The sequence below is a fragment of the Agrobacterium sp. FDAARGOS_525 genome, from assembly GCF_003938925.1.
Classification (GTDB): domain Bacteria; phylum Pseudomonadota; class Alphaproteobacteria; order Rhizobiales; family Rhizobiaceae; genus Agrobacterium; species Agrobacterium pusense.
Map to the genome: position 1 here is coordinate 2,275,228 of NZ_RKIU01000003.1, position 21,698 is coordinate 2,296,925.

Annotated in this window: 22 protein-coding genes; 15 read left to right on the forward strand and 7 right to left on the reverse strand. The window is 59.4% G+C overall.

Annotated features, from left to right (window positions below; all coding sequences use genetic code 11):
- Positions 1-477: an FUSC family protein gene (locus EGT36_RS12505; protein WP_022555974.1), complete on the forward strand. Its 477-nt coding sequence runs from the start codon at positions 1-3 to the stop codon at positions 475-477.
- Between the two features lie 121 nt (positions 478-598).
- Here the strand turns inward: EGT36_RS12505 and EGT36_RS12510 are convergent, their stop codons facing one another.
- Positions 599-1,789: an aq_1923 C-terminal domain gene (locus tag EGT36_RS12510; protein ID WP_037088991.1), complete on the reverse strand. Its 1,191-nt coding sequence runs from the start codon at positions 1,787-1,789 to the stop codon at positions 599-601.
- 229 nt (positions 1,790-2,018) lie between these two features.
- Here EGT36_RS12510 and parC point away from each other — a divergent pair, with 229 nt between their 5' ends.
- Entirely contained in the window at positions 2,019-4,271 is a 2,253-nt protein-coding gene (gene parC / locus EGT36_RS12515) for a DNA topoisomerase IV subunit A (protein ID WP_037088992.1), read from the forward strand.
- 66 nt (positions 4,272-4,337) lie between these two features.
- Here parC and EGT36_RS12520 read toward each other — a convergent pair whose 3' ends face one another.
- The 5 genes from EGT36_RS12520 to hemB all read right to left on the reverse strand — a co-directional run bounded on the left by EGT36_RS12520 (position 4,338) and on the right by hemB (position 7,547).
- Positions 4,338-4,727 (reverse strand): type II toxin-antitoxin system death-on-curing family toxin, encoded by a 390-nt coding sequence (locus EGT36_RS12520; protein WP_037088993.1) that lies wholly within the window; start codon positions 4,725-4,727, stop codon positions 4,338-4,340.
- Positions 4,724-4,945, reverse strand: coding sequence for an AbrB/MazE/SpoVT family DNA-binding domain-containing protein (locus EGT36_RS12525; RefSeq protein WP_004441162.1), 222 nt, complete (start codon positions 4,943-4,945; stop codon positions 4,724-4,726). Before EGT36_RS12525 ends, EGT36_RS12520 begins: the two co-directional genes overlap by 4 nt.
- A gap of 99 nt (positions 4,946-5,044) precedes the next feature.
- Positions 5,045-5,803, reverse strand: coding sequence for an arginyltransferase (locus EGT36_RS12530; protein WP_006700197.1), 759 nt, complete (start codon positions 5,801-5,803; stop codon positions 5,045-5,047).
- A 176-nt stretch (positions 5,804-5,979) separates the two neighbouring features.
- Positions 5,980-6,438 carry an RDD family protein gene (locus EGT36_RS12535; RefSeq protein ID WP_022555979.1) on the reverse strand — a complete coding sequence of 153 codons (459 nt, stop codon included), beginning with the start codon at positions 6,436-6,438 and terminating at the stop codon, positions 5,980-5,982.
- A 95-nt stretch (positions 6,439-6,533) separates the two neighbouring features.
- Positions 6,534-7,547, reverse strand: a complete 1,014-nt coding sequence (gene hemB, locus EGT36_RS12540; protein ID WP_022555980.1) for a porphobilinogen synthase — start codon at positions 7,545-7,547, stop codon at positions 6,534-6,536.
- Between the two features lie 174 nt (positions 7,548-7,721).
- Between hemB and EGT36_RS12545 the strand changes: the two genes are divergently transcribed.
- From EGT36_RS12545 to EGT36_RS12600, 12 genes are all read left to right on the forward strand, one after another.
- Positions 7,722-8,159: a DUF6163 family protein gene (locus EGT36_RS12545; RefSeq protein WP_006700200.1), complete on the forward strand. Its 438-nt coding sequence runs from the start codon at positions 7,722-7,724 to the stop codon at positions 8,157-8,159.
- Between the two features lie 234 nt (positions 8,160-8,393).
- Positions 8,394-8,903, forward strand: a complete 510-nt coding sequence (gene ldtR, locus EGT36_RS12550; RefSeq protein ID WP_026363448.1) for a transcriptional regulator LdtR — start codon at positions 8,394-8,396, stop codon at positions 8,901-8,903.
- Positions 8,904-9,277: 374 nt separating this feature from the next.
- Positions 9,278-10,609: a L,D-transpeptidase family protein gene (locus EGT36_RS12555; protein ID WP_004441170.1), complete on the forward strand. Its 1,332-nt coding sequence runs from the start codon at positions 9,278-9,280 to the stop codon at positions 10,607-10,609.
- Positions 10,610-10,998: 389 nt separating this feature from the next.
- Positions 10,999-12,288, forward strand: coding sequence for a serine hydroxymethyltransferase (glyA, locus tag EGT36_RS12560; protein ID WP_004441171.1), 1,290 nt, complete (start codon positions 10,999-11,001; stop codon positions 12,286-12,288).
- Between the two features lie 12 nt (positions 12,289-12,300).
- On the forward strand, positions 12,301-12,780 hold the full coding sequence (nrdR, locus tag EGT36_RS12565; protein WP_003512508.1) for a transcriptional regulator NrdR: 480 nt from the start codon (positions 12,301-12,303) through the stop codon (positions 12,778-12,780).
- A 2-nt stretch (positions 12,781-12,782) separates the two neighbouring features.
- Positions 12,783-14,027 carry a bifunctional diaminohydroxyphosphoribosylaminopyrimidine deaminase/5-amino-6-(5-phosphoribosylamino)uracil reductase RibD gene (gene ribD / locus EGT36_RS12570; protein ID WP_037088999.1) on the forward strand — a complete coding sequence of 415 codons (1,245 nt, stop codon included), beginning with the start codon at positions 12,783-12,785 and terminating at the stop codon, positions 14,025-14,027.
- Complete coding sequence (locus EGT36_RS12575) at positions 14,027-14,638, forward strand: riboflavin synthase (RefSeq protein ID WP_037089001.1); 612 nt, start codon at positions 14,027-14,029, stop codon at positions 14,636-14,638. The genes ribD and EGT36_RS12575 overlap by 1 nt, the downstream gene beginning before the upstream one ends.
- 296 nt (positions 14,639-14,934) lie before the next feature.
- Positions 14,935-15,567 (forward strand): LysE family translocator, encoded by a 633-nt coding sequence (locus EGT36_RS12580; RefSeq protein ID WP_125270442.1) that lies wholly within the window; start codon positions 14,935-14,937, stop codon positions 15,565-15,567.
- 164 nt (positions 15,568-15,731) lie between these two features.
- Complete coding sequence (ribH, locus tag EGT36_RS12585) at positions 15,732-16,178, forward strand: 6,7-dimethyl-8-ribityllumazine synthase (protein ID WP_004441178.1); 447 nt, start codon at positions 15,732-15,734, stop codon at positions 16,176-16,178.
- A gap of 4 nt (positions 16,179-16,182) precedes the next feature.
- On the forward strand, positions 16,183-16,680 hold the full coding sequence (nusB, locus tag EGT36_RS12590) for a transcription antitermination factor NusB (RefSeq protein ID WP_004441180.1): 498 nt from the start codon (positions 16,183-16,185) through the stop codon (positions 16,678-16,680).
- Between the two features lie 22 nt (positions 16,681-16,702).
- Positions 16,703-17,932 (forward strand): MFS transporter, encoded by a 1,230-nt coding sequence (locus EGT36_RS12595; protein ID WP_037089005.1) that lies wholly within the window; start codon positions 16,703-16,705, stop codon positions 17,930-17,932.
- 208 nt (positions 17,933-18,140) lie between these two features.
- Positions 18,141-20,279, forward strand: a complete 2,139-nt coding sequence (locus EGT36_RS12600) for a sodium-translocating pyrophosphatase (protein ID WP_037089006.1) — start codon at positions 18,141-18,143, stop codon at positions 20,277-20,279.
- 75 nt (positions 20,280-20,354) lie between these two features.
- Here the strand turns inward: EGT36_RS12600 and EGT36_RS12605 are convergent, their stop codons facing one another.
- Positions 20,355-20,885 (reverse strand): outer membrane protein assembly factor BamE, encoded by a 531-nt coding sequence (locus EGT36_RS12605; RefSeq protein WP_004441184.1) that lies wholly within the window; start codon positions 20,883-20,885, stop codon positions 20,355-20,357.
- Between the two features lie 271 nt (positions 20,886-21,156).
- On the opposite strand from EGT36_RS12605, the gene EGT36_RS12610 reads away from it, so the two are divergent.
- Positions 21,157-21,696, forward strand: a complete 540-nt coding sequence (locus tag EGT36_RS12610) for a ubiquinol-cytochrome C chaperone family protein (RefSeq protein ID WP_004441188.1) — start codon at positions 21,157-21,159, stop codon at positions 21,694-21,696.
- Positions 21,697-21,698 lie beyond the last annotated feature (2 nt).

Consider the following 21,698-nt stretch of genomic DNA (forward strand, 5'->3'; position numbering starts at 1 on the left):
GTGTTGAAGACGCTGCTCGACCGTGTTCGCGCAGCCTTCACCCGTGCATTGGCGGCCGCACTTGCGGCCGCTTTTGCGTTCTGGGTCGCGCATCGCTGGCTAGGCCATCCGCAACCCGTCTTCGCGGCGATCAGCGCGCTCATCTGTCTGGCGCCGGGAATTCCAAGCCATGTTCGTCAGGGCCTCGGCTTGATGGTGGGCGTCACCGTCGGCATTCTCGTCGGGGAAATAGCCCTCCTGGTTCCGCATGATTTCGCCGAAATCAGGCTGGCCTCGGCGACCTTCATCGCCATGATCCTCGCCTCCATGTTCGGCCTGCCGCCAGTCGTACCGATACAGGCTGGTGCTTCCGCCATGCTCGTGCTCCTCATGGGGCCGCAGGTTGCCGGCCTTGTCCGCTTCATCGACGTGATCGTGGGTGTCGCGACCGGTGTCACCGTAGCGCTGGTCTTCTTTCGCGAGCGGCTGAAACTCTAGCTTTTACCGGTCAACTCTACTCCCCGTGCAGGAGATATGACGCCGTCTCCACCGTAGAGAGTTGCCCAAAAGAAAAGCCCCGGTTCGATGACCGGGGCCTCTGCGTTTTGCGTATGTGGTCTTATTCGTTTGCCGTCACCGTGACGCCGAGCATTTTTGGCAGGGTGTTCGGCGCGCCCATGGCAGCGCCCATGATCATGGGGAAGGGGACCGGCTTTTCCGGCGCTGCCGTGATCGAGAAGTTCTTCGGATCGTCGATATAGGTGTTGATCGCCGCCGACACCATGTTCTGCAATTCGGGAACGTTGAGCGAGGCCATCATGATCGGCGCCATGCCCTTGATGGTCTGTGCAAGCTGGTCGCCCGTCATACCCTGCTGGTTCGCTGCATAATCGATCGCGCGCTTGGTGATGCTGGCGTCTTCGAAGCTGATCTCGGCGTTGACGAAGGAGAGTTGCTGCATCAGGCCGAGCATGGCAAGGCTCGCGGCCTGGTCTGCCTGTTCCTTGTTCGGGTTGGCAGCCTGCGCCTTCACCGTTTCCTGCATCGACTTGATGAAGGCGAGCGTATAGCCGGAAAAACCGAACGACATGTTCAGGCGGCCGACATCATCGAGGTCGATCGCGTATTCCTCGACATCGACAGTCCCGGAAGCCACTTCCCAGCTGCCGCTCATGGTCATGTCGCCGGAAAGCGCCTGCAGCTTCAGTTTTTCGATTGCATCCTTGGTGGCGGGGTCGGTGACGTCGCTGAGGTCGGCCTTGAAGCCGGAGGCGTCGAGGTCAAAGCCGATCGAGTTCTTGTCGTCGCTGACCGACATCGTCGCGCTGGTTTCCTCAAGCGAGAAAGCCTGCTTGCCGTCGACGGAAACAGTAATCGGGCCGCTATGGGCTTCGTCGTAGAACATCAGCGCATCGACCGTGCCGGTGGTGGCATCAGCGGGGATGACGAGGCCGGACATGTAGATGTCGCTGGCCTTGATCTCGACCTTGTCCTGCTTGTAGTCGATATTGTCGAAGCGGGCGTTCTTGATCTTGTAGCCGCCGTTGTTTTCCTCGACGCCATCAAGCGTGATATTGCCAACCGGGATTTTCTTGGCCGGGTCGGCAGCGGCACTGAGGGTCACGTCGTTCAGCGTCACCGTCGAGCCGTTGACGGCGACGGAGCCTGCATCAATTTGACCGCCCTGCGCGGCATAGGCCGCATTGATCTTCTTCAGCACATCCCCACCATCCAGCGCGAAAGCCGGCGCGGAAAGGGCAAGAAGCGCGGCGCTCGCAAAAAGAACCTGCCGGGTGGATTTCAGTCTCATGATGTTTCTTCCCTCAACGTACGGCTGCAAACCGAGCCTTAATGCTAATGGTGATACTTATATTCGCTGATAATCAAAGGTCTAGGGTATTTAGATCGATTCCCATGACGGCGGCATTGCGGCATTTGCAGCGCGGTTAACAAAAAACCGCATGGAAGGGATGGTTTCATCCACAGCCGCGACCCCTGTGTTTCTTGCCGGGAATCGCCATTTCCGCTAGTCAAGCACCATGGGAAAAAATCTTGTACCTCCGTCCGGCGGAGACGATAATATTCATCCGGTCGATTTGAAGGCAGCGCTCGAAGAGCGCTACCTCGCTTACGCCTTGTCCACGATCATGCATCGTGCGCTGCCGGATGTTCGCGACGGCCTGAAGCCGGTCCATCGCCGCATTGTCTATGCGATGAGCGAAATGGGCCTGAGACCCAATTCCGCCTTCCGCAAATGTGCCAAGATTGTCGGTGAGGTGATGGGTAACTATCACCCTCACGGCGACCAGGCGATCTATGATGCGCTGGCGCGTCTGGCGCAGGATTTCTCGCTGCGTTATCCGCTGGTCGACGGGCAGGGGAACTTCGGTAACATTGACGGTGATAGCCCCGCCGCCATGCGTTACACCGAAAGCAAGATGACGGCGGTGGCCGAGCTTCTGCTGGAGGGTATCGGGGAAGACGCGGTCGATTTCCGCGACACCTATGACGAATCCAATTCCGAGCCCGTGGTATTGCCCGGCGCTTTCCCCAATCTGCTGGCGAATGGTGCTTCCGGCATCGCTGTGGGCATGGCGACGTCGATCCCGCCGCACAATGCGCATGAACTGTGTGACGCGGCGCTTTACCTCATCAAGCATCCCGATGCGACCGTTGAAAAGCTGGTGGAATTCATTCCCGGTCCCGACCTGCCGACCGGCGGCGTGATCGTTGAAAGCCGCGAGAATATTCTCGATGCCTACAAGACGGGACGTGGCGGTTTCCGCGTGCGCGCCAAGTGGGAAACGGAAGATCTGGGCCGTGGCGGTTATCAGATCGTCATCACCGAAATTCCGTTCCAGGTGCAGAAATCGCGGCTGATCGAGAAAATCGCCGAGCTGCTGATTGCCCGCAAGCTGCCGCTTCTGGAGGATGTCAGAGACGAATCCGCCGAGGATGTGCGTATCGTTCTGGTGCCAAAGAGCCGCACCGTCGATGCGACGCTGTTGATGGAATCGCTCTTCCGTCTCTCCGATCTTGAAAGCCGCCTGCCGCTCAACATGAACGTGCTGTCGCTCGGCAAGGTGCCGAAGGTGATGGCGCTGAACGAGGTGCTGACGGAGTGGCTGGCGCACCGCAAGGACGTGCTGGTCCGCCGCTCGCGCCATCGTCTGGCGGCAATTGATCGCAGACTGGAAATTCTGGGCGGCCTGCTCGTCGCTTATCTTAATCTTGATGAGGTGATCCGCATCATCCGCGAGGAGGATGAGCCGAAACAGGTGATGATGGCGAAATGGTCGCTGACGGACCTGCAGGCCGAATCCATCCTCAACATGCGGCTGCGCAACCTGCGCAAGCTCGAGGAATTCGAAATCCGCAAGGAATTCGACGAACTGACGAATGAGAAGGCCGAGATCGAAGCGCTGATCGCCTCTGATGACAAACAGTGGCAGACCATCGCCTGGGAAATCGGCGAGGTCAAAAAGAAATATGCCAAGGCGACCGAACTCGGCCGCCGTCGCACGCAGTTTGCCGACGCTCCGGATGCCGATATCGAGGCCATTCAGCAGGCGATGATCGAGAAGGAACCGGTCACCATCGTTATCTCGCAGAAGGGCTGGATCCGGGCGCTGAAGGGTCACATGTCCGACACCTCGACCCTGACCTTCAAGGAAGGCGACGGTCCAAAGCTTGCCTTCCCGGCGCAGACGACCGACAAGCTCCTGCTGCTGACGACGGGCGGCAAGGCCTATACGCTCGGCGCCGACAAGCTGCCGGGCGGACGCGGCCATGGCGAGCCGATCCGCATCATGGTCGATATGGAAAACGATCAGGATGTCCTCACCGCCTTCGTGCATGATCCGTCGCGCAAGCTGCTGCTCGTTTCGACGGCCGGGAACGGCTTCGTCGTGGCGGAAAGCGAAATGGTCGCGAATACCCGCAAGGGCAAGCAGATCATGAACGTATCCATGCCCGATGAGGCCAAGCTGGCGGTTCCCGTTACCGGCGACCACGTCGCGGTCGTCGGCGAAAACCGCAAGCTCCTGGCGTTCCCGCTGGCTCAGGTCCCGGAAATGTCGCGCGGCAAGGGCGTGCGCCTGCAGCGTTACAAGGATGGCGGCGTCGTGGATGTGAAATGTTTCGCGCTTGCCGAAGGCTTGTCTTGGTCCGACACGGCCGGGCGTCTCTTCAACAAGGTGGGTGAAGAACTGCGCGAATGGTTGGCCGACCGTGCAACGGCAGGCCGCACCGTGCCGAAGGGCTTTCCGCGCAGCGGGAAATTTGGTGGGTAAAGCCGCCTGGTATTGACAGGTTATCGATGAAGCGCCGCGCATCGGAAAGATGTGCGGCGTTTCTGTCTATTCGAGTGGGATGACGTGGTCCTTGAGGAACAGATATGCGCCGTCCTCATCGATCTCACCTGCCGCGACATCAAGAACAAAAGCCACGATCTCCGCTTGTTCGGCAACGACTTCAAGTCGGTTGATAAAAAGGAAGGTGTAGGCGGCAAGAAAAGCGGTCCGTTTGTTACCGTCGGAAAAGGGATGGTTGCGCGCTATACCGTAAAGATAAGCGGCGGCGATTTTCAGCGGTTCCTCTTCTCCATAGGCAGCTTTGTGCAATGGACGCGCCAAAGCTGCCTCGAGTGCGTTTTCATCCTTAAGGCCCGGCAAGCCACCATGTTCGGCTAATTGCTCTTGATGTATAACTTCGATGGCGACACGGGAGAGCCACTTTATATTGCTCACTTAGCGAGTTCTCTCAGAGCTTTATGGTATTTTTTCATACCACGCCGGGCGGCTTCAAGCTGTTCTCTCATTTCCGCATGCTCGGGAATGAGTTCGATATTGCCGGCAGTTTCTCTGAGTTCCAGCGCGTCGCCGGCCTTGAGACCCATGCGATCCAGAACTTCCTTCGGAATGAGGATGCCTTCGGAATTGCCGATTTTGCGGATCGTAATGTTCATGGTAGTAACTCCTGTTATAACAGTGGTTATAACATGGCTGAAATTCGTACACAATGTACGATTTCCGGAGGTTCTCGGTATGACACTTCCAAACGCGGGTTACTTATCTTCCGGCGTATAAACCTCCCACCCGCGCGGCGTCAGATGCTCCTGCGGGTGGTAGCGGGTCTTATAGCCCATCTTTTCGGAGCCATCGACCCAATAGCCGAGATAGACGTGTGGCAGGCCGAGCGCGTGGGTGCGGGTGATATGATCGATGATCATGTAGGTGCCAAGCGAGCGCTTCTCGAGTTCCGGATTGAAGAAGGAATAGACCATCGACAGGCCGTCGCTCATCACGTCGCTGAGCGCCACGGCCAGAAGCTCGCCGCGTTTGCTGGAATCGATGCCGGAGCCGGGCTCGCGGACGCGGTATTCGATGATGCGGGTGTTCACATGTGTGTCTTCCACCATGATCGCATAATCCAGAGCCGACATGTCGGACATGCCGCCAGACTGGTGGCGGTGGTCGAGGTAGCGGCGAAACAGGGCGAATTGTTCGGTGGAGGGTTCGGCCGCATGCACCGTGGCGACGACATCTTTGTTGGCGGCAAGAACGCGTCGCATCGATTTCGTCGGTTGAAACTGCTCGGTCAGGATCCGCACGGAAACGCAGGCGCGGCAGTTTTCGCAGGCCGGACGATAAGCGATGTTCTGCGAGCGCCTGAAACCGCCCTGGGTCAGAAGGTCGTTCATTTCCGAGGCGCGCGGGCCAACCAGATGGGTGAAGACCTTCCGCTCCATCTGGTTCGGCAGATAGGGGCAGGTGGCCGGCGCCGTAAGATAGAATTGTGGAGAGGGCGTCGCCTGCGTGTTCATCGAACCGTGATCGCCTCCTGCGTCTGTTATAAAGCGCGCCGCGATTTCACGGGGCTGACGGCGGCGCTTCAAGCGACATGCATAATGTCACAGAATGGCAAAATGACGGAAAACGTCAACTGCGGGATGAGGTATTTGGCGGGGTGAAAGCCACGTTTCCGTGGCTTTCCGTAATATTAGCGTGTTCTGACGATGACGGTGCCGAGCAGGAAGTCGTGAACGAGGCGCGAGCGCTCCGTAAACAGGCCGGCAAGCAGGATCAGCGGCGTCAAAACCGAGTTGATGATCCAGAAAAGCACGATGTGAACGGTGGACAGCAGGAAATCGATTCGCCGCCCGTCCATGCGCGCCATCGCAATCCCCATCGCCCGCATACCGGGGGTCGCCTGCGACGGGCCTCCGAGCGTCATGCCAAAATAGAGTACTGCCACAATGACGAACAGCGCCGGGTAGAGGAAGAAGCCGAGACCCAGCGTGATCACGCCAAGAAAGAAGACAATCACGGCGGCCGGGATGCACAGGAGGAGAACGATTGCGTAATCGATCAGGAACGCGAAGACCCGCCGGCTCAGGACGCCGCTATAGGCGCGCCAGTCATCCGGTGCGGCATAGGTGGGGTTCTGGTCGAGGCTCATCGGTCGTTTTCTCCTGAAAGAACTGACAGCTCGGCATGAGTGCCGTGTCAGCAACAATATGGGTAAGGAACCACCGAATACAATAAGCGCTGGCCTTAGCCCCTGTTGAGTTTGCGTGCGGCTTCGATGGCGAAATAAGTCAGAATGCCGTCGCAACCTGCACGCTTGAAACAGAGAAGCGTTTCCATCATCACCCGCTCGCCGTCGATCCAGCCGTTCATCGCCGCAGCCTTGATCTGGGTATATTCGCCGGAGACCTGATAGGCAAAGGTCGGCAGGCCGAAATTCTCCTTCAGCCGCCAGCAGATGTCGAGATAGGGCAGGCCGGGCTTGACCATCAGCATGTCCGCGCCTTCTTCCACATCGAGCGCCGCGTCGCGGATGGCCTCCATGCCGTTGGCAGGGCTGATGTAGTAGCTTGCCTTGTCGCCCTTCAGCAGGCCGGCGGTGGAAATCGCCTCGCGATAGGGGCCGTAATAGCCGGATGAGAACTTTGTCGCATAGGCCATGATCCCGACATTCTGGTGCCCGGCCGCATCAAGGCCGCGGCGGATGGCGCCGATACGGCCGTCCATCATCTCAGAAGGAGAAATAATGTCCGATCCGGCTTCCGCCTGCAGGATCGCCGCCTTGACGACCTGTTCCACGGTCTCATCGTTGACGATCTCGTTGCCGCGCAGAATGCCGTCATGCCCGTGGCTGGTGAATGGGTCGAGCGCCACGTCGGTGATCATGCCAATATTGGGAACGGCTTTCTTGACGGCGGCAGTCGCCTGATTGATGAGGTTATTGGCCTCAAGCGCGTTCGAGCCGGTCTCGTCCCGCAATTCCATCTCGACATTCGGGAAGGTGGCGATTGCCGGAATGCCGAGATCGGCGGCTTCCTTCGCCGCTTCGACCAGTCTGTCGATGCTCATACGGTTGACGCCAGGCATCGCCGGAATGGGCTCCAGAATATTGCTGCCCGGCACGATGAAGACCGGCCAGATCAGGTCGTCCACAGTGAGGCGGCTTTCCTGTACCAGACGGCGCGTCCAATCCGCCTTGCGATTGCGACGCATGCGGCGATGGCCGGTGATTTCGTCGACCAGGTGGGTTTTGTCCTGCATGTCAGAATGTCCTTCGATCAAATTTGGAAGGCTGCATACCATGAAGCGCGGCGCATGCGAATGCGACAATCTTCCCTCATTGCCGTCCGGCAATGACGATGATGCTTTGACAAGGCAGGCGGCGGAATTCAGTATGGGCTGGTCGCCCGTTCGTCGAGACCGTATCTTCCGGCCATGGAACCTGATTCTCAACCTCTGCCGAAGCGCCCGCTCACTGAAATCCTGTTTCTGGTCTTCATGAGGCTGGTCGCGGTTTCGTGTTTCTGGTTCGGGCTGCAATATTGGGCAATGCTGACGGGCTATTCTCTGGGCGGTCACGGCAGGTTCGATATGCTGAACCTGCCCTGGCGTGTGGCCGGCAGCGCGCTTGCCGTCATTTTCCCGGTCGCCGCCCTCGGCCTTTGGCTCGGCGCCTCCTGGGGCGCTGTCATGTGGGTGATGGGCGCGGGCACGCAGATCGCGATGTACAAGGTGTGGCCCCACATCTTCGGCGCCAACACGCTGGTGCCCGTCATGCACGGTCTCGTGGCAACCATTTATATACTATTCCTGGTCGCTTTCTGGCTGGATCAGCGGCAGAATGAAGAACGGGCAAGAATTGATTTACCATAAGAATAAAGCAATTCGGCCTGATTTGCGGCCGAATTTCATATCTAACCCATTGATTTATAACGATCGCCTGTCAGGCATTCCCGCTTCGCCACAAGTTGGGGCCTCCAGGCAAAATGCAGGTAACCATTTGTTAATCGTAGCTTTTAAGTAGAATTTTATGCGCATTGATTAGGTTCTCACTCAAGGCGGGAGACAAACAAACACACCGCCAAACAAAACAGTGAGGCAGTCATGATCAATAGCAAAGTTAAGCCCCAGGCCGTTGTTGCCGATGCACATGAAGATACCATCCGCTCGCTCTACATGGAGTCGCTGCATCTGGTGGAACGTCTCCACCGCCGTCTCCTCGATGTCATCAAGGATGAGTTCGACCGCCAGGGTCGCGATGACGTCAACGCCGTTCAGGCCCTGCTGCTGTTCAACATCGGCAATTCTGAACTGACCGCCGGCGAGCTTCGTTCGCGTGGTTATTATCTCGGCTCAAACGTTTCCTACAACGTCAAGAAGCTGGTCGACCTTGGTCTCATCAACCACCAGCGCTCTCGCGTCGATCGCCGCTCGGTTCGCATCAGCCTGACCGAAAAGGGCCAGGAAATCGCCGAAACGGTTGCCCGCCTTTATGAACGCCACGTCGGCTCGATCGAAAAGGTCGGCGGCATCGGCACCGGTGAGTTCTCCGAAATGAACAAGCTGCTGCAGCGCCTCGATCGCTTCTGGAACGACTCGATCGCTTACCGCCTGTAATGCCGCGACGGTTTCACTGTTTAGGCCGGGGGCATTCTTGCTCCCGGCCTGCGGATTCGGCGGCTACATCTCTGCCGTTTCTTCATGTCAAGCCCAACCTGCAAAGCTCGTAGGAACCCTGTTTTGTGGGGCATACACAGCTTCGTGAGAAATGGCCCGTGACACGAATTGGCCATATTGATATGGGACCCGCAAAGCTTGAGGAGCCGGCTGTTTCTCCTGCTGTCGCGGCAAGTCCCGACCGTTCTGCCAGACAATAGCGCCCAGGCGATGGGTGTCGAGTATTCCAGGCCGGCAGGCACGTTGTACGTGTTTGTTAATCATATTGATTTAGGCATTATAGAGAATGCCGAATAGAGTGGCTGGTAGGTAGAATGACAAAGACATCCGTTTCCAATTCCGTATCGCGCCGCACGCTTCTGCGCTCGGCCGTTTCCGCTGGTGTCGCCGCGCTCGCTGCGCCGGCCTTGGCGCAGGACGCGCTTAACGATCTCATGGGTTCCTCGCGCCGCGGCAACTGGGATGACCAGTTCGACGCCAATACGTCGCGTTCGGCTGTGGGCGTCGTTTCCAACAATCCGGTCCTCGGCCGCGAAGCCCCCGTCTATATGCAGCAGGCGATCATGCAATATCAGCAGATCGTGCAGAATGGCGGCTGGCCGGAAGTTCCGGCGTCGCAGCAGCGTCTGCAGATCGGCGTCTCCGATCCCTCCGTTCAGGCACTGCGCCAGCGACTGATGGTATCGGGCGACCTGCCGCGTGAAGCCGGCATTTCCAGCGCCTTCGACTCCTATGTCGATGGCGCGCTGAAGCGTTTCCAGGCCCGTCATGGCCTTCCGGCTGACGGCGTCAGCGGCGAATATACCACCAAGGCTCTCAATGTGTCCGCGCAGATCCGTCTCGCGCAGCTGCAGACCAACCTCGTGCGCATCCAGTCCATGTCCGGCGATCTCGGTCAGCGTCACCTGATGGTGAACATTCCGGCCGCCGCCATTGAAGCCGTTGAAAACGAACGCGTCGTGCTGCGCAACACTGCCGTTGTCGGCCGCGCCAGCCGTCCGACGCACGTTATCAATTCGAAGATTTACGAAGTCATCCTCAACCCCTATTGGACCGCACCGCGCTCGATCGTCGAAAAGGACATCGTGCCGCTGATGCAGAAGGACCCGACCTATCTGGAGCGGAACAATATCCGCCTTATCGACGGCAAGGGACAGGAAGTCTCGCCGACCACGGTCGACTGGTTCGCGCCGAAAGCGCCGAACCTGATGTTTCGCCAGGACCCCGGCAAGATCAACGCCATGTCCTCGACGAAGATCAACTTCCACAATCCGAACAACGAATACATGCACGACACGCCGCAGCAGGGCCTGTTCAACAAGCTGATGCGCTTCGAGTCCTCCGGTTGCGTCCGCGTGCAGAACGTGCGCGACCTGACGTCATGGCTGCTGCGCGACACGCCCGGCTGGTCGCGCCAGGAAATGGAACGCGTCATCGCCTCGCGCGTCAACACGCCGATCAAGCTCGCACAGGAAGTGCCCGTCTACTTCGTCTACATCACCGCATGGTCGGCGAAGGACGGCGTGGTTCAGTTCCGCGACGATATCTACGGCAAGGACGGCAATGCCGAACTGGCGCTGAACACGACGGCGGGCATGGAACAGCCTGCCGGTGCCGTGGACGACGATCTGCTGCCGCGCAACTGATCGGGCATTGCTGTCAGTTTCTTATCACGAATGAAGGCCGCGCTTCGCCGAGTACGGCGTAGCCTCATACGCCGTCACCCCGGACCTGATCCGGGGTCCAGTGCGATCAAGTCCTTGATCGCGAGAGAGTCCTTTCACGGCGCAGACGCGCCGTGGCTGGATGCCGGATCTAGTCCGGCATGACGGGAGCAAAGCTTGTCGCCTTTCCTCACAAGTCTGATCCTCCCGCTGCGTGCGGCTTTTTCTCCTCTCATCGCTGCTTTCATAAAAACAACTGCCACTTTTCGTCGCGACGTCGCAGTTTGACGGGCAAATCTCGCTCTCCGTATTGCTCTTGTTCGGGCAGGGCGCTAAGACGCCATCGCATTACTGTTTCAGGAGCCTTCACCATGTCGAACACAGATGCTTTCTTCTCCAGTCCGCTTGCCGATGTCGATCCGGAAATTTTCGGCGCGATCGAGAAGGAACTGGGCCGCCAGCGCCACGAGATCGAACTGATTGCCTCGGAAAACATCGTCTCCCGTGCCGTGCTCGAAGCACAGGGTTCGATCATGACGAACAAATATGCGGAAGGTTATCCGGGCAAGCGTTATTACGGCGGCTGCCAGTTCGTCGACATTGCTGAAGAACTCGCCATCGAACGCGCCAAGAAGCTGTTCGGCGTCAACTTCGCCAACGTTCAGCCGAATTCCGGCTCGCAGATGAACCAGGCCGTGTTCCTCGCGCTGCTGCAGCCGGGCGACACCTTCATGGGTCTCGATCTGAATTCGGGAGGTCACCTGACGCATGGTTCCCCGGTCAACATGTCCGGCAAGTGGTTCAACGTCGTGTCCTACGGCGTGCGCGAAGGCGATAACCTGCTCGATATGGACGAAGTGGAGCGCAAGGCCAAAGAACATAAGCCGAAGCTCATTCTCGCCGGCGGCACCGCCTATTCGCGCGTGTGGGACTGGAAGCGCTTCCGCGAAATCGCTGACGAAGTCGGCGCTTACCTCATGGTCGACATGGCTCACATCGCCGGTCTAGTGGCTGGTGACCAGCACCCGTCGCCATTCCCGCACTGCCACGTCGCGACCACGACGACGCACAAGTCCCTGCGCGGCCCGCGTGGCGGCATGATCCTCACCAACGACGAGGATCTGGCGAAGAAGTTCAACTCCGCCGTCTTCCCCGGCCTGCAGGGCGGCCCGCTGATGCACGTCATCGCCGCCAAGGCTGTTGCCTTCGGTGAAGCGCTGAAGCCCGAGTTCAAGGACTATGCCGCACAGGTCGTGAAGAACGCCAAGGCGCTGGCCGAAACCCTGGTTGAAGGCGGTCTTGATGTCGTTTCCGGCGGCACCGACAACCACCTGATGCTGGTCGACCTTCGCAAGAAGAACGCCACCGGCAAGCGTGCGGAGGCAGCCCTTGGTCGCGCCTACATCACCTGCAACAAGAACGGCATTCCCTTCGACCCGGAAAAGCCCTTCGTTACCTCTGGTGTCCGTCTCGGCACGCCGGCCGGCACGACGCGCGGTTTCAAGGAAGCGGAATTCCGCGAAATCGGCAAGCTGATCGTTGAGGTTCTCGATGGTCTTAAGGTCGCCAATTCGGATGAAGGCAATGCCTCCGTCGAGGCTGCGGTGCGTGAAAAGGTCGTCGGCCTGACGGACCGTTTCCCGATGTATCCGTACATGTAAGGAAAGAAGACGATGCGCTGCCCATTCTGCGGTTCCGAAGACACACAGGTCAAGGACTCGCGTCCGGCGGAGGACAACACCTCCATCCGCCGGCGGCGCATCTGCCCGGATTGCGGCGGCCGCTTTACGACCTATGAGCGCGTGCAACTGCGCGAGCTGATGGTCATCAAGAAAAGCGGCCGCAAGCTTCCTTTCGACCGCGAAAAGCTGGTGCGCTCGTTCGAGATCGCGCTGCGCAAGCGACCGGTCGATCGTGACCGGATCGAACGCGCCGTGTCGGGTATCGCCCGTCGCCTCGAAAGCTCCGGCGAGACGGAAATCCCCTCGGAAGAAATCGGCCTTCAGGTTTTGGAAGCACTGAAAAGCCTCGATGACGTCGCCTTCGTTCGTTATGCTTCGGTCTATCGCGATTTTAGCCATGCCGAGGATTTCGAGAACGTGATTGCCGAAATCAACGCCAAGATCGCGCGCGATACCGACGCTGGAGCATAGACGTGATGAGCCGTGCCGATGACGAAAGGTTCATGGCGCGGGCCATCGAGGTTTCGCTTCGCCACCAGGGCCAGACGCTGACCAACCCCTCGGTCGGCTGTGTTCTCGTCAAGGACGGACAAATCATCGCCGAAGCCGTGACCGCCATCGGCGGACGCCCCCATGCCGAACGCCAGGCGCTGGAACTGGCCGGAGAGACGGCACGCGGCGCGACCGCCTACGTGACGCTCGAACCCTGTTCACACTGGGGTAAAACCCCGCCCTGCGCCAACGCGCTTGTGGAATATGGCGTTGCCCGTGTCGTGGTCGCGGTGGACGATCCGGACGAGCGCGTCTCCGGCCGTGGTTATCAGATATTGCGCGATGCTGGTATCGTGGTGGAAACCGGTCTGCTGCGTGCCGAAGCCCAACGGGCGCTCGCCGGTTACCTCACAAGACAGGTGAAAAAACGCCCGCATGTGATTCTGAAGCTTGCGGTTTCTGCTGACGGAATGATCGGCAGGCAAGGTGAGGGGCAGATTGCCATTACCGGCCCTGAGTCACGCCATGCAGTGCACCAACTTCGGGCGCGCTGCGACTGCATTCTCGTTGGTATCAGGACCGCTATCGCGGATGATCCTGAGCTGACCGTGCGCATTGCCGGTCTGGAAAACCGCTCGCCTGTGCGGATCGTGCTGGATCGGCAGTTTGAATTGCCATTGGCGTCGAAACTGGTGCGGACTGCGCGGGAAGTTCCGGTGATGGTTGCCGCTTTACCCCCCTCTGCCCTGCCGGGCATCTCCCCCTCAAGGGGGGAGATCGATGGAGCGCTGCTTCGCCCTGCATCGACGGCTGGAGAGGGTGCGTCTAGGGCGCAATTTGACCGAGCGGACAGCCCCTTGCCGATCTCCCCCGTTGAGGGGGAGATACCCGGCAGGGCAGAGGGGGGTAACCTCGACCTCCGCCGCCAACTCCTGACCAACGCCGGCGTCGAAATCCTCGAAGCCCCTACGCTCGAAAACCTCCTCCACATCCTTGCCGAAAGCGGCATGTCGGAACTTCTGGTTGAAGGCGGCGCTTTTGCCGCAAAATCATTCCTTGAAGCTGGATTGGTGGATCGTATCATGCTGTTTGAAAGCCCCGTCGTGATCGGCAAGGGCGGCATTGAAACGCCGCTCAGCCGTGCCGACATCAAGGGCGACTATGCTCTGATCAGTGAAACCGCCTACGGGCCGGATCGCTGCTTCAATTATGAAAGGCCGATTTGATGTTTACCGGAATTGTCACCGACGTCGGAACCGTTTCCGAGCTGGAAGCTCTGGCCGAAGGCGTGCGTCTGCGGGTGGCTACAAATTACGACCCCAAGACCATCGATATGGGCGCGTCCATCTCCCATGGCGGCGTCTGCCTGACGGTGACGAGACTGCCGGAAGACGGCAGCAATGAGCGTTGGTACGAGGTCGAGGCCTGGGAAGAGGCGCTGCGCCTGACGACGATCGCCAGCTGGCAAAAGGGCACGCACGTCAATCTGGAGCGGGCGCTCAAGATCGGCGATGAGCTTGGCGGTCATATCGTCTCCGGCCATGTGGACGGCAAGGCGGAAATCCTGTCGGTTGAGCCGGAAGGCGAGGCGGTGCGTATCCGCCTGCGCGCGCCGGAACATCTGGCGAAATTCGTTGCCCCCAAGGGCTCCGTGGCGCTCGACGGCACATCGCTCACCGTGAACGCCGTTGATGGCACCGATTTCGACGTGCTGTTGATCCGCCACACGCTTTCCGTCACCACCTGGGGTGAGCGCCAGCCGGGCGATTTCGTCAATTTCGAGGTCGACACCATGGCGCGTTACGCCGCGCGGCTTGCGGAATTCCCCTCGGCGTAATGTGACGATGCTTTGGAGAGGAGGACGCACCGACGCCTCCTCCGTCATTCGGGCCTCGAGCCGGAATCCAGTCAGCTCAAGTCTTTGGGCTGAAAGAACTTTTCCCGCCGCGCAGACGCGCGTCGACTGATTCCGGCTCAAGGCCGGAATGACGAAAAGGGGAGTGGCCAACACCTGAAATCGCGGCCTATAGCAGTTGTTCTCAAGCACCCGCTTCCGATGAAGCTGGAAACGCTATAGGACTTTTTGGCCGTTTGAAATCGACCGCGAGCCAAACGGGGTAGGGGAAATACATCATGCCTTCCTTCGAACTGCTGACCGCCTTTTTCATAACCACCGCCCTGTTCGCCTATATCCCCGGTCCGGCCATGCTTTACGCGGCGGCGCAGACCATGGCGCGCGGCCGGTTTGCCGGGTTGATGGCAGTGCTCGGCATCCATGTCGGCTGCTATGTCCACATCTTCGCCTCTGCGGCCGGTCTCTCGGTGTTGTTTCAGGCGGTTCCGTGGCTCTATCTCGCCGTGAAGCTCTGTGGCGCGCTTTATCTCGTCTGGCTCGGCTTCTCGATGTTGCGCAGCAAGATGGAAGGCGAGGCGGTCAATCTGACCATCGAGCCGAAATCGGCACGCCGCGCCTTCATCGACAGCATCATCGTTGATATACTCAACCCGAAGACAGCGCTGTTCTTTCTGGCTTTCCTGCCGCAATTCGTCGATCCGGCCGCCGCCTTTCCCGTCTGGCTGCAGTTCCTGATCCTTGGCATCGCCGTCAATTTCATTTTCTCCTCCGCCGATCTCGTCGGCGTGCTTCTTACGGGCGCGATGATCGGGCGCTTGAAGCGTTCCAGCGCGGTGCAGGTGTTTGCCCGCCGCGCTGCCGGAACGGTGCTGATGGGGCTCGGCGTCCATCTTGCCTTTCAGAAAACCTGATTCACCGGGAGCGCAAAACCCGGCCAAATGCCCTGCAAACGCGGCCGATTGCGCCGCCGACACATGAAATTACTTGCCAAAAACGGCCAGCCGTGGTTTGACCGCCGCAAATGCCGGTGTGATCCGGCGTCAAGCTTTTCGGGAAAATCCCCAGGAACCCTCACATGTCCAAACCCCATCTTCTTATCGTGGAAGCACGTTTTTACGATGATATGGCCGACGCTCTTCTCGAAGGCGCGAAGTTCGCGCTCGATGAAGCCGGCGCCACCTATGACGTCATCACCGTTCCCGGCGCGCTCGAAATCCCGGCCGCCATCGCCATGGCGCTTGATGGCGCCGACAATGACGGCACCGAATATGACGGTTTTGTCGCACTCGGCATGGTCATTCGTGGTGAGACCTATCACTTCGATATCGTCGCCAACGAATCTTCCCGCGCCCTGATGGATCTGGCCGTCAGCGAATCGCTGCCGATCGGCAACGGCATCCTCACCGTCGAGAACGACGAGCAGGCCTGGGCGCGCGTGCGCCGCTCCGACAAGGACAAGGGTGGTTTCGCTGCCCGTGCGGCGCTCACGATGATCGAGTTGAAGAAAAAACTGGGTGGCTGAACGCATGTCTAATGTGGAAAATGGCGGTGAACCGCGCCAGCCTTCGGTAAAGCCCGCCAATCAGCGCGGCGCAGCCCGCCTTGCGGCCGTGCAGGCGCTTTATCAGATGGATGTCGGCGGAACCGGCGTTATGGAAGTCGTCGCTGAATATGAAGCGCATCGTCTCGGCCAGGAAGTCGATGGCGATACCTATCTCAAGGCCGACCCGTCGTGGTTCCGTTCGATCGTCTCGGGCGTCGTGCGTGACCAGACGAAGATCGACCCGCTGGTGCGCTCCGCCCTTCTAGAAGACTGGCCGCTGTCGCGACTCGATGCCACTGTCCGCGCTATCCTGCGTGCAGGAACTTTCGAGATTCTCGAGCGCAAGGACGTGCCGGTCGCCGTCATTGTCACGGAATATGTTGAAATCGCCCGCGCTTTCTTCGAGCATGACGAGCCGAAGCTGGTGAATGCGGTTCTTGACCGCATTGCCAAGCAGGTGCGCGGCGAGGCAAAACGCTGAACTAAAAGCAGATGAGGAAGAGATGAGCGCCGTTTCCGTCCCCGGACTTGAAGGTCAACTGGACGAGGCGAAGCGCAACGTCTTCCTCCTCACCATGGCGCAGGCGATCATGGGATCGGCCGCGCCCATGAGCTTTTCCGTCGGCGCGCTCGCAGGGTACCAACTGCTTGGCGCCGACAAGTCGCTGGCGACCGCACCGCTTACCGGGTTTAATATCGGTGTGGCGCTTGGCGCGATCTGCGTGGCGGCCGCATCCCGTTTCCTCGGCCGCAAGGCTGGCTTCATGGTCGGCGCACTGATGTGCTCGATCGGCGGCGGAGTTGCTGCGGTCGCGCTCTTCCGGTCGGATTTCTGGCTTTTTGCCGTCGGCCTGCTGCTGATCGGCATTTCCGGCGGCTTTACGCAGAAGATCCGATTTGCCGCAGCCGACGCATCGCCGTCCTTCTACAAACCCAAGGCTATCTCCTGGATACTTGCGGGCGGTATCATCTCCGCCATTGTCGGGCCGCAGCTCGCCATCTTCGGCAAGGACCTGCTGGCGCCGGTCACCTTTGCCGGCGCTTTCATGGCGCTCGTGCCATTGGGGCTCGTTTCGATCGCCATTCTGGCGTTTTTGAAGTTGCCCGATCCCAAGGCCGCCACCCATGTTGAATCGGCAAGGCCGCTTTCTGAAATCGTCCGCACGCAGCGTTTCGTCACCGGCATGATCTGCGGCATCGGCTCTTATGCGCTGATGACCTTCATGATGACCGGCGCACCGCTTGCCATGGTGGTCGGCTGCGGTTTCCCGACCGAACTCGCCACGCTCGGCATCCAGTGGCACGTCCTTGCGATGTTCGGCCCGAGTTTCTTCACCGGGATGCTGATTTCCCGGTTCGGCGCGGAAAAGATTGTCGCTTCCGGCCTCATCGTGCTGATGGCCTGTGCCATCGTCGCCCACATGGGCATCGAATTGTGGAATTTCTGGACGGCGCTGATTCTGCTCGGGCTTGGCTGGAATTTCGGTTTCATCGGCGCGACCGCCATCATCACGTCAAGTTACCGCCCGCATGAAGCGGACAAGGTGCAGGGGTTTCACGATATCGTGCTGTTCGGCACGGTTGCCCTGTCATCCTTCTCCTCCGGCAAGGTCTTCACGGCATGGGGCTGGTCGGTCATGAACCTCGTCATCTGGCCCGTTTCAGGGCTTTGCCTCCTGCTGGTGCTGTCGCTCATCTTCACGGGACGCAGAAAAGCGGCCTCAGTCGCATAGTCGGCGCTACGCCTTTCAAGTTTCAGGCAAATTTGTGGGCTTGACGCGAGACGTCGCGCCAACGCAATCTCCCGTCGAGGACATTTTTCCTTGGGAGGGGAACAAATGCCCAATAGGGGACTTCGGACAGGCCGTCCGCGTCCCGCTGCACATGGTTTCGCCACGCCGGGGTGGGAGTGAGGCCCGGCCTTTTGGGAGGTAAGTGCGCATGACCGTAATACCCATAGTCATTTTATGCGGTGTCCTGTCCGTGGTTTACGCGGTATGGGCAACCAAGAGCGTCCTCGATGCCGATCAGGGCAACGAGCGCATGCGTGAAATAGCAGGTTATATCCGTGAAGGTGCGCAAGCTTATCTCACCCGCCAATATCTCACCATCGCCATCGTCGGCCTGATCGTCGCCGTTCTGGCCTGGTATCTCCTGTCATCCATGGCCGCGATCGGTTTCATCATCGGCGCTGTCCTTTCAGGTGTTGCCGGTTTCGTCGGCATGCATGTGTCCGTCAGGGCCAATCTGCGTACGGCGCAGGCCGCGTCGCACAGCCTGTCCGCCGGACTCGACATCGCGTTCAAATCAGGCGCCATCACCGGCATGCTGGTGGCGGGCCTCGCGCTGCTCGGCGTATCCATCTACTATTTCATCCTCACCTCGGTGATGGGCCATGCGCCCGGCTCGCGGGAAGTGATCGATGCGCTGGTGTCGCTCGGATTCGGCGCTTCCCTGATCTCCATCTTCGCACGTCTCGGCGGCGGCATCTTCACAAAGGGCGCCGATGTCGGCGGCGATCTCGTCGGCAAGGTCGAGGCGGGCATTCCTGAGGATGACCCGCGCAACCCCGCAACCATCGCCGACAATGTCGGCGACAACGTCGGTGACTGCGCCGGCATGGCGGCCGATCTTTTCGAGACCTATGCCGTTTCGGTGGTGGCCACCATGGTTCTCGCCGCGATCTTCTTTGCGGGAACGCCGATACTCGAAAGCGCAATGGTCTATCCGCTGGCGATCTGCGGCGCCTGCATCCTGACCTCGATTGCCGGCACCTTCTTCGTGAAGCTCGGCACCAACAATTCCATCATGGGCGCGCTCTACAAGGGCCTGATCGCCACCGGTATCTTCTCCGTCGCGGGTCTTGCCGTCGCCACTTATGCGACGATCGGCTGGGGGACGGTGGGCACGGTGGCCGGCACGGAAATCACCGGCACCAATCTCTTCCTGTGCGGCCTTGTCGGTCTCGTCGTGACGGCGCTGATCGTCGTCATTACCGAATATTATACCGGCACCAACAAGCGCCCGGTCAATTCCATCGCCCAGGCCTCGGTGACGGGCCACGGCACCAACGTCATCCAGGGGCTTGCCGTTTCGCTCGAATCGACCGCATTGCCGGCCATCGTCATCGTCGGCGGCATCATCGGCACCTACCAGCTCGGTGGCCTGTTCGGCACCGGTATTGCCGTTACCGCCATGCTTGGTCTCGCCGGTATGATCGTCGCGCTCGATGCCTTCGGGCCGGTCACGGACAATGCCGGCGGCATTGCTGAAATGGCTGGTCTTGATCCAGACGTTCGCAAGGCGACAGACGCGCTGGATGCCGTCGGCAATACCACGAAAGCCGTGACCAAGGGTTATGCCATCGGCTCAGCCGGTCTCGGCGCGCTGGTTCTGTTTGCCGCCTATGCCAACGACCTTTCCTATTTCGCAGCCAACGGCGACACCTATCCCTACTTCAAGGATATAGGCGAGATTTCCTTCAGCCTCGCCAACCCTTACGTGGTTGCCGGCCTGCTGTTCGGCGGCCTCATTCCTTATCTCTTCGGCGGCATTGCCATGACGGCGGTGGGCAAGGCGGCAGGCGCCATCGTTGAGGAAGTCCGTCGCCAGTTCCGCGAAAAACCCGGCATCATGGCCGGCACGGAAAAGCCTGACTACGGCAAGGCCGTGGACCTGCTCACCAGGGCGGCGATCAGGGAAATGGTCATCCCGTCGCTTCTGCCGGTTCTGGCGCCACTCTTGGTCTATTTCGGTGTGCTGCTGATTTCCGGTTCCAAGGCCTCGGCCTTTGCCGCACTCGGCGCATCACTGCTCGGTGTCATCATCAACGGCCTCTTCGTGGCGATTTCCATGACGTCTGGTGGTGGTGCGTGGGATAACGCCAAGAAGAGCTTCGAAGACGGTTTCGTCGACAAGGATGGCGTGCGCCACGTCAAGGGTTCGGAGGCGCACAAGGCGTCGGTGACGGGTGATACCGTTGGCGATCCCTATAAGGATACCGCGGGTCCGGCGGTCAACCCGGCCATCAAGATTACCAATATCGTGGCGCTGCTGCTGCTGGCGGTTCTCGCCCACTGAAGGCTACCGTTTCGACAAATTGAAAAGGCCCGGGGAGCGATCCCCGGGCCCTTGAATTTTCCGTTCCTGCTGAGGTCAGGGCGTATTGCCGCCCTGGCCGAGAATGCTCTTGGCGATATTGGCGCCCGAGGTGCCGCCGGAAAGCAGCTGCTGCAGGAAGGTGAGGTCCTTGCCGCCTGTCGGCGTGGTGCGCGAAATCGTGTCGAAGACCTTGCCGTCCTGCAGCGTGTAGTTGGCCTTGCGCTCGATGACGCCGTCCTTGTTGAAATAAATGGCGAGAATGTTCTGTTCGACCAGCGACGGCTTCATGAAGGCCGCACGGCGCACACGCTTCTGCGAGATGTAATAGAACACTTCATTGCCGAAGGTCGCGGTCGTGGAGGGCGTGCCCATGGTCAGGAGAACCTGCTCACGGCTCGAGCCTTCCGGGATCAGCTGGAGCGACTGCTCGTCCATGACATAGCCGTTATGGAATACATCTGTCGTGCTGGTGCAGGCGGAAAGCAGGCTGGATGCGAGCACGATTGCGATGGCGGTCTTGCTCAGAATTTTGCCGTGACTTGCGGATTTCTGCTTGCTCAACTGCTTTTCCCCGACTGCGATCATGAATGGCACCTTCCGGCATTGCGTGGTGCACAGTGTCTGTGCACATGATTGTGTCAATCCGGGGACGGAAAATCCCGATCACCCCCCAAATTCAATGCTTTCCCGGCCTTTTGGAACTCCTCCGGTTCTCTTCGACTGTTTCAGCGCAAAGACGAACGTGACCGCGACAGCATTGCAATTCGTGGATGCTTCGGTAAACCAGCTTTGACGATCATGCAACAAGTGCGATGGGCGGTAAGCGCATTCACCCGTCCCGTTCGGAAAAAAAACGATGATATTCGGGCTGTTCAAGAAGAAAAACAACAATCGCGCCATAGTTGACAGGCAATATGCGACCTTGACGGCAGCAGCCCGCACACCCGAATTTTATCTCGATCTCGGGGTACCGGACACTGTAATGGGCCGTTTCGAGATGCTGTCAGTCATGATGATTCTCTATTTCCGCCGCACCAAATCCTCCGGTGTCAGCGGGCAGGAGATTGCCCAGGAGATTGTCGACGCCTTCTTTCAGGACCTTGATCACTCCATCCGTGAGCTTGGCATTGGCGATCAGGGCGTGCCAAAACGCATGAAGAAATTCGCCGGCATGTTTTATGGCCGTCTCGAATCCTACGCGGCGGCGCTGGATACGTCCGACCTTGCGGCCCTTGCCGCGGCACTCCGGCGCAATATATATCCGCAGGCAAACGAGAACGCGCCGGCGCTGGATGGGCTGGCGGGCTGGATGATGGAGGCTTCTTCCGTCCTTGCCGCCTGTTCCGAAGAAACAATTGCAACCGGAAGCCTGACGCTGCCCTTGCCTGGACGATGAGG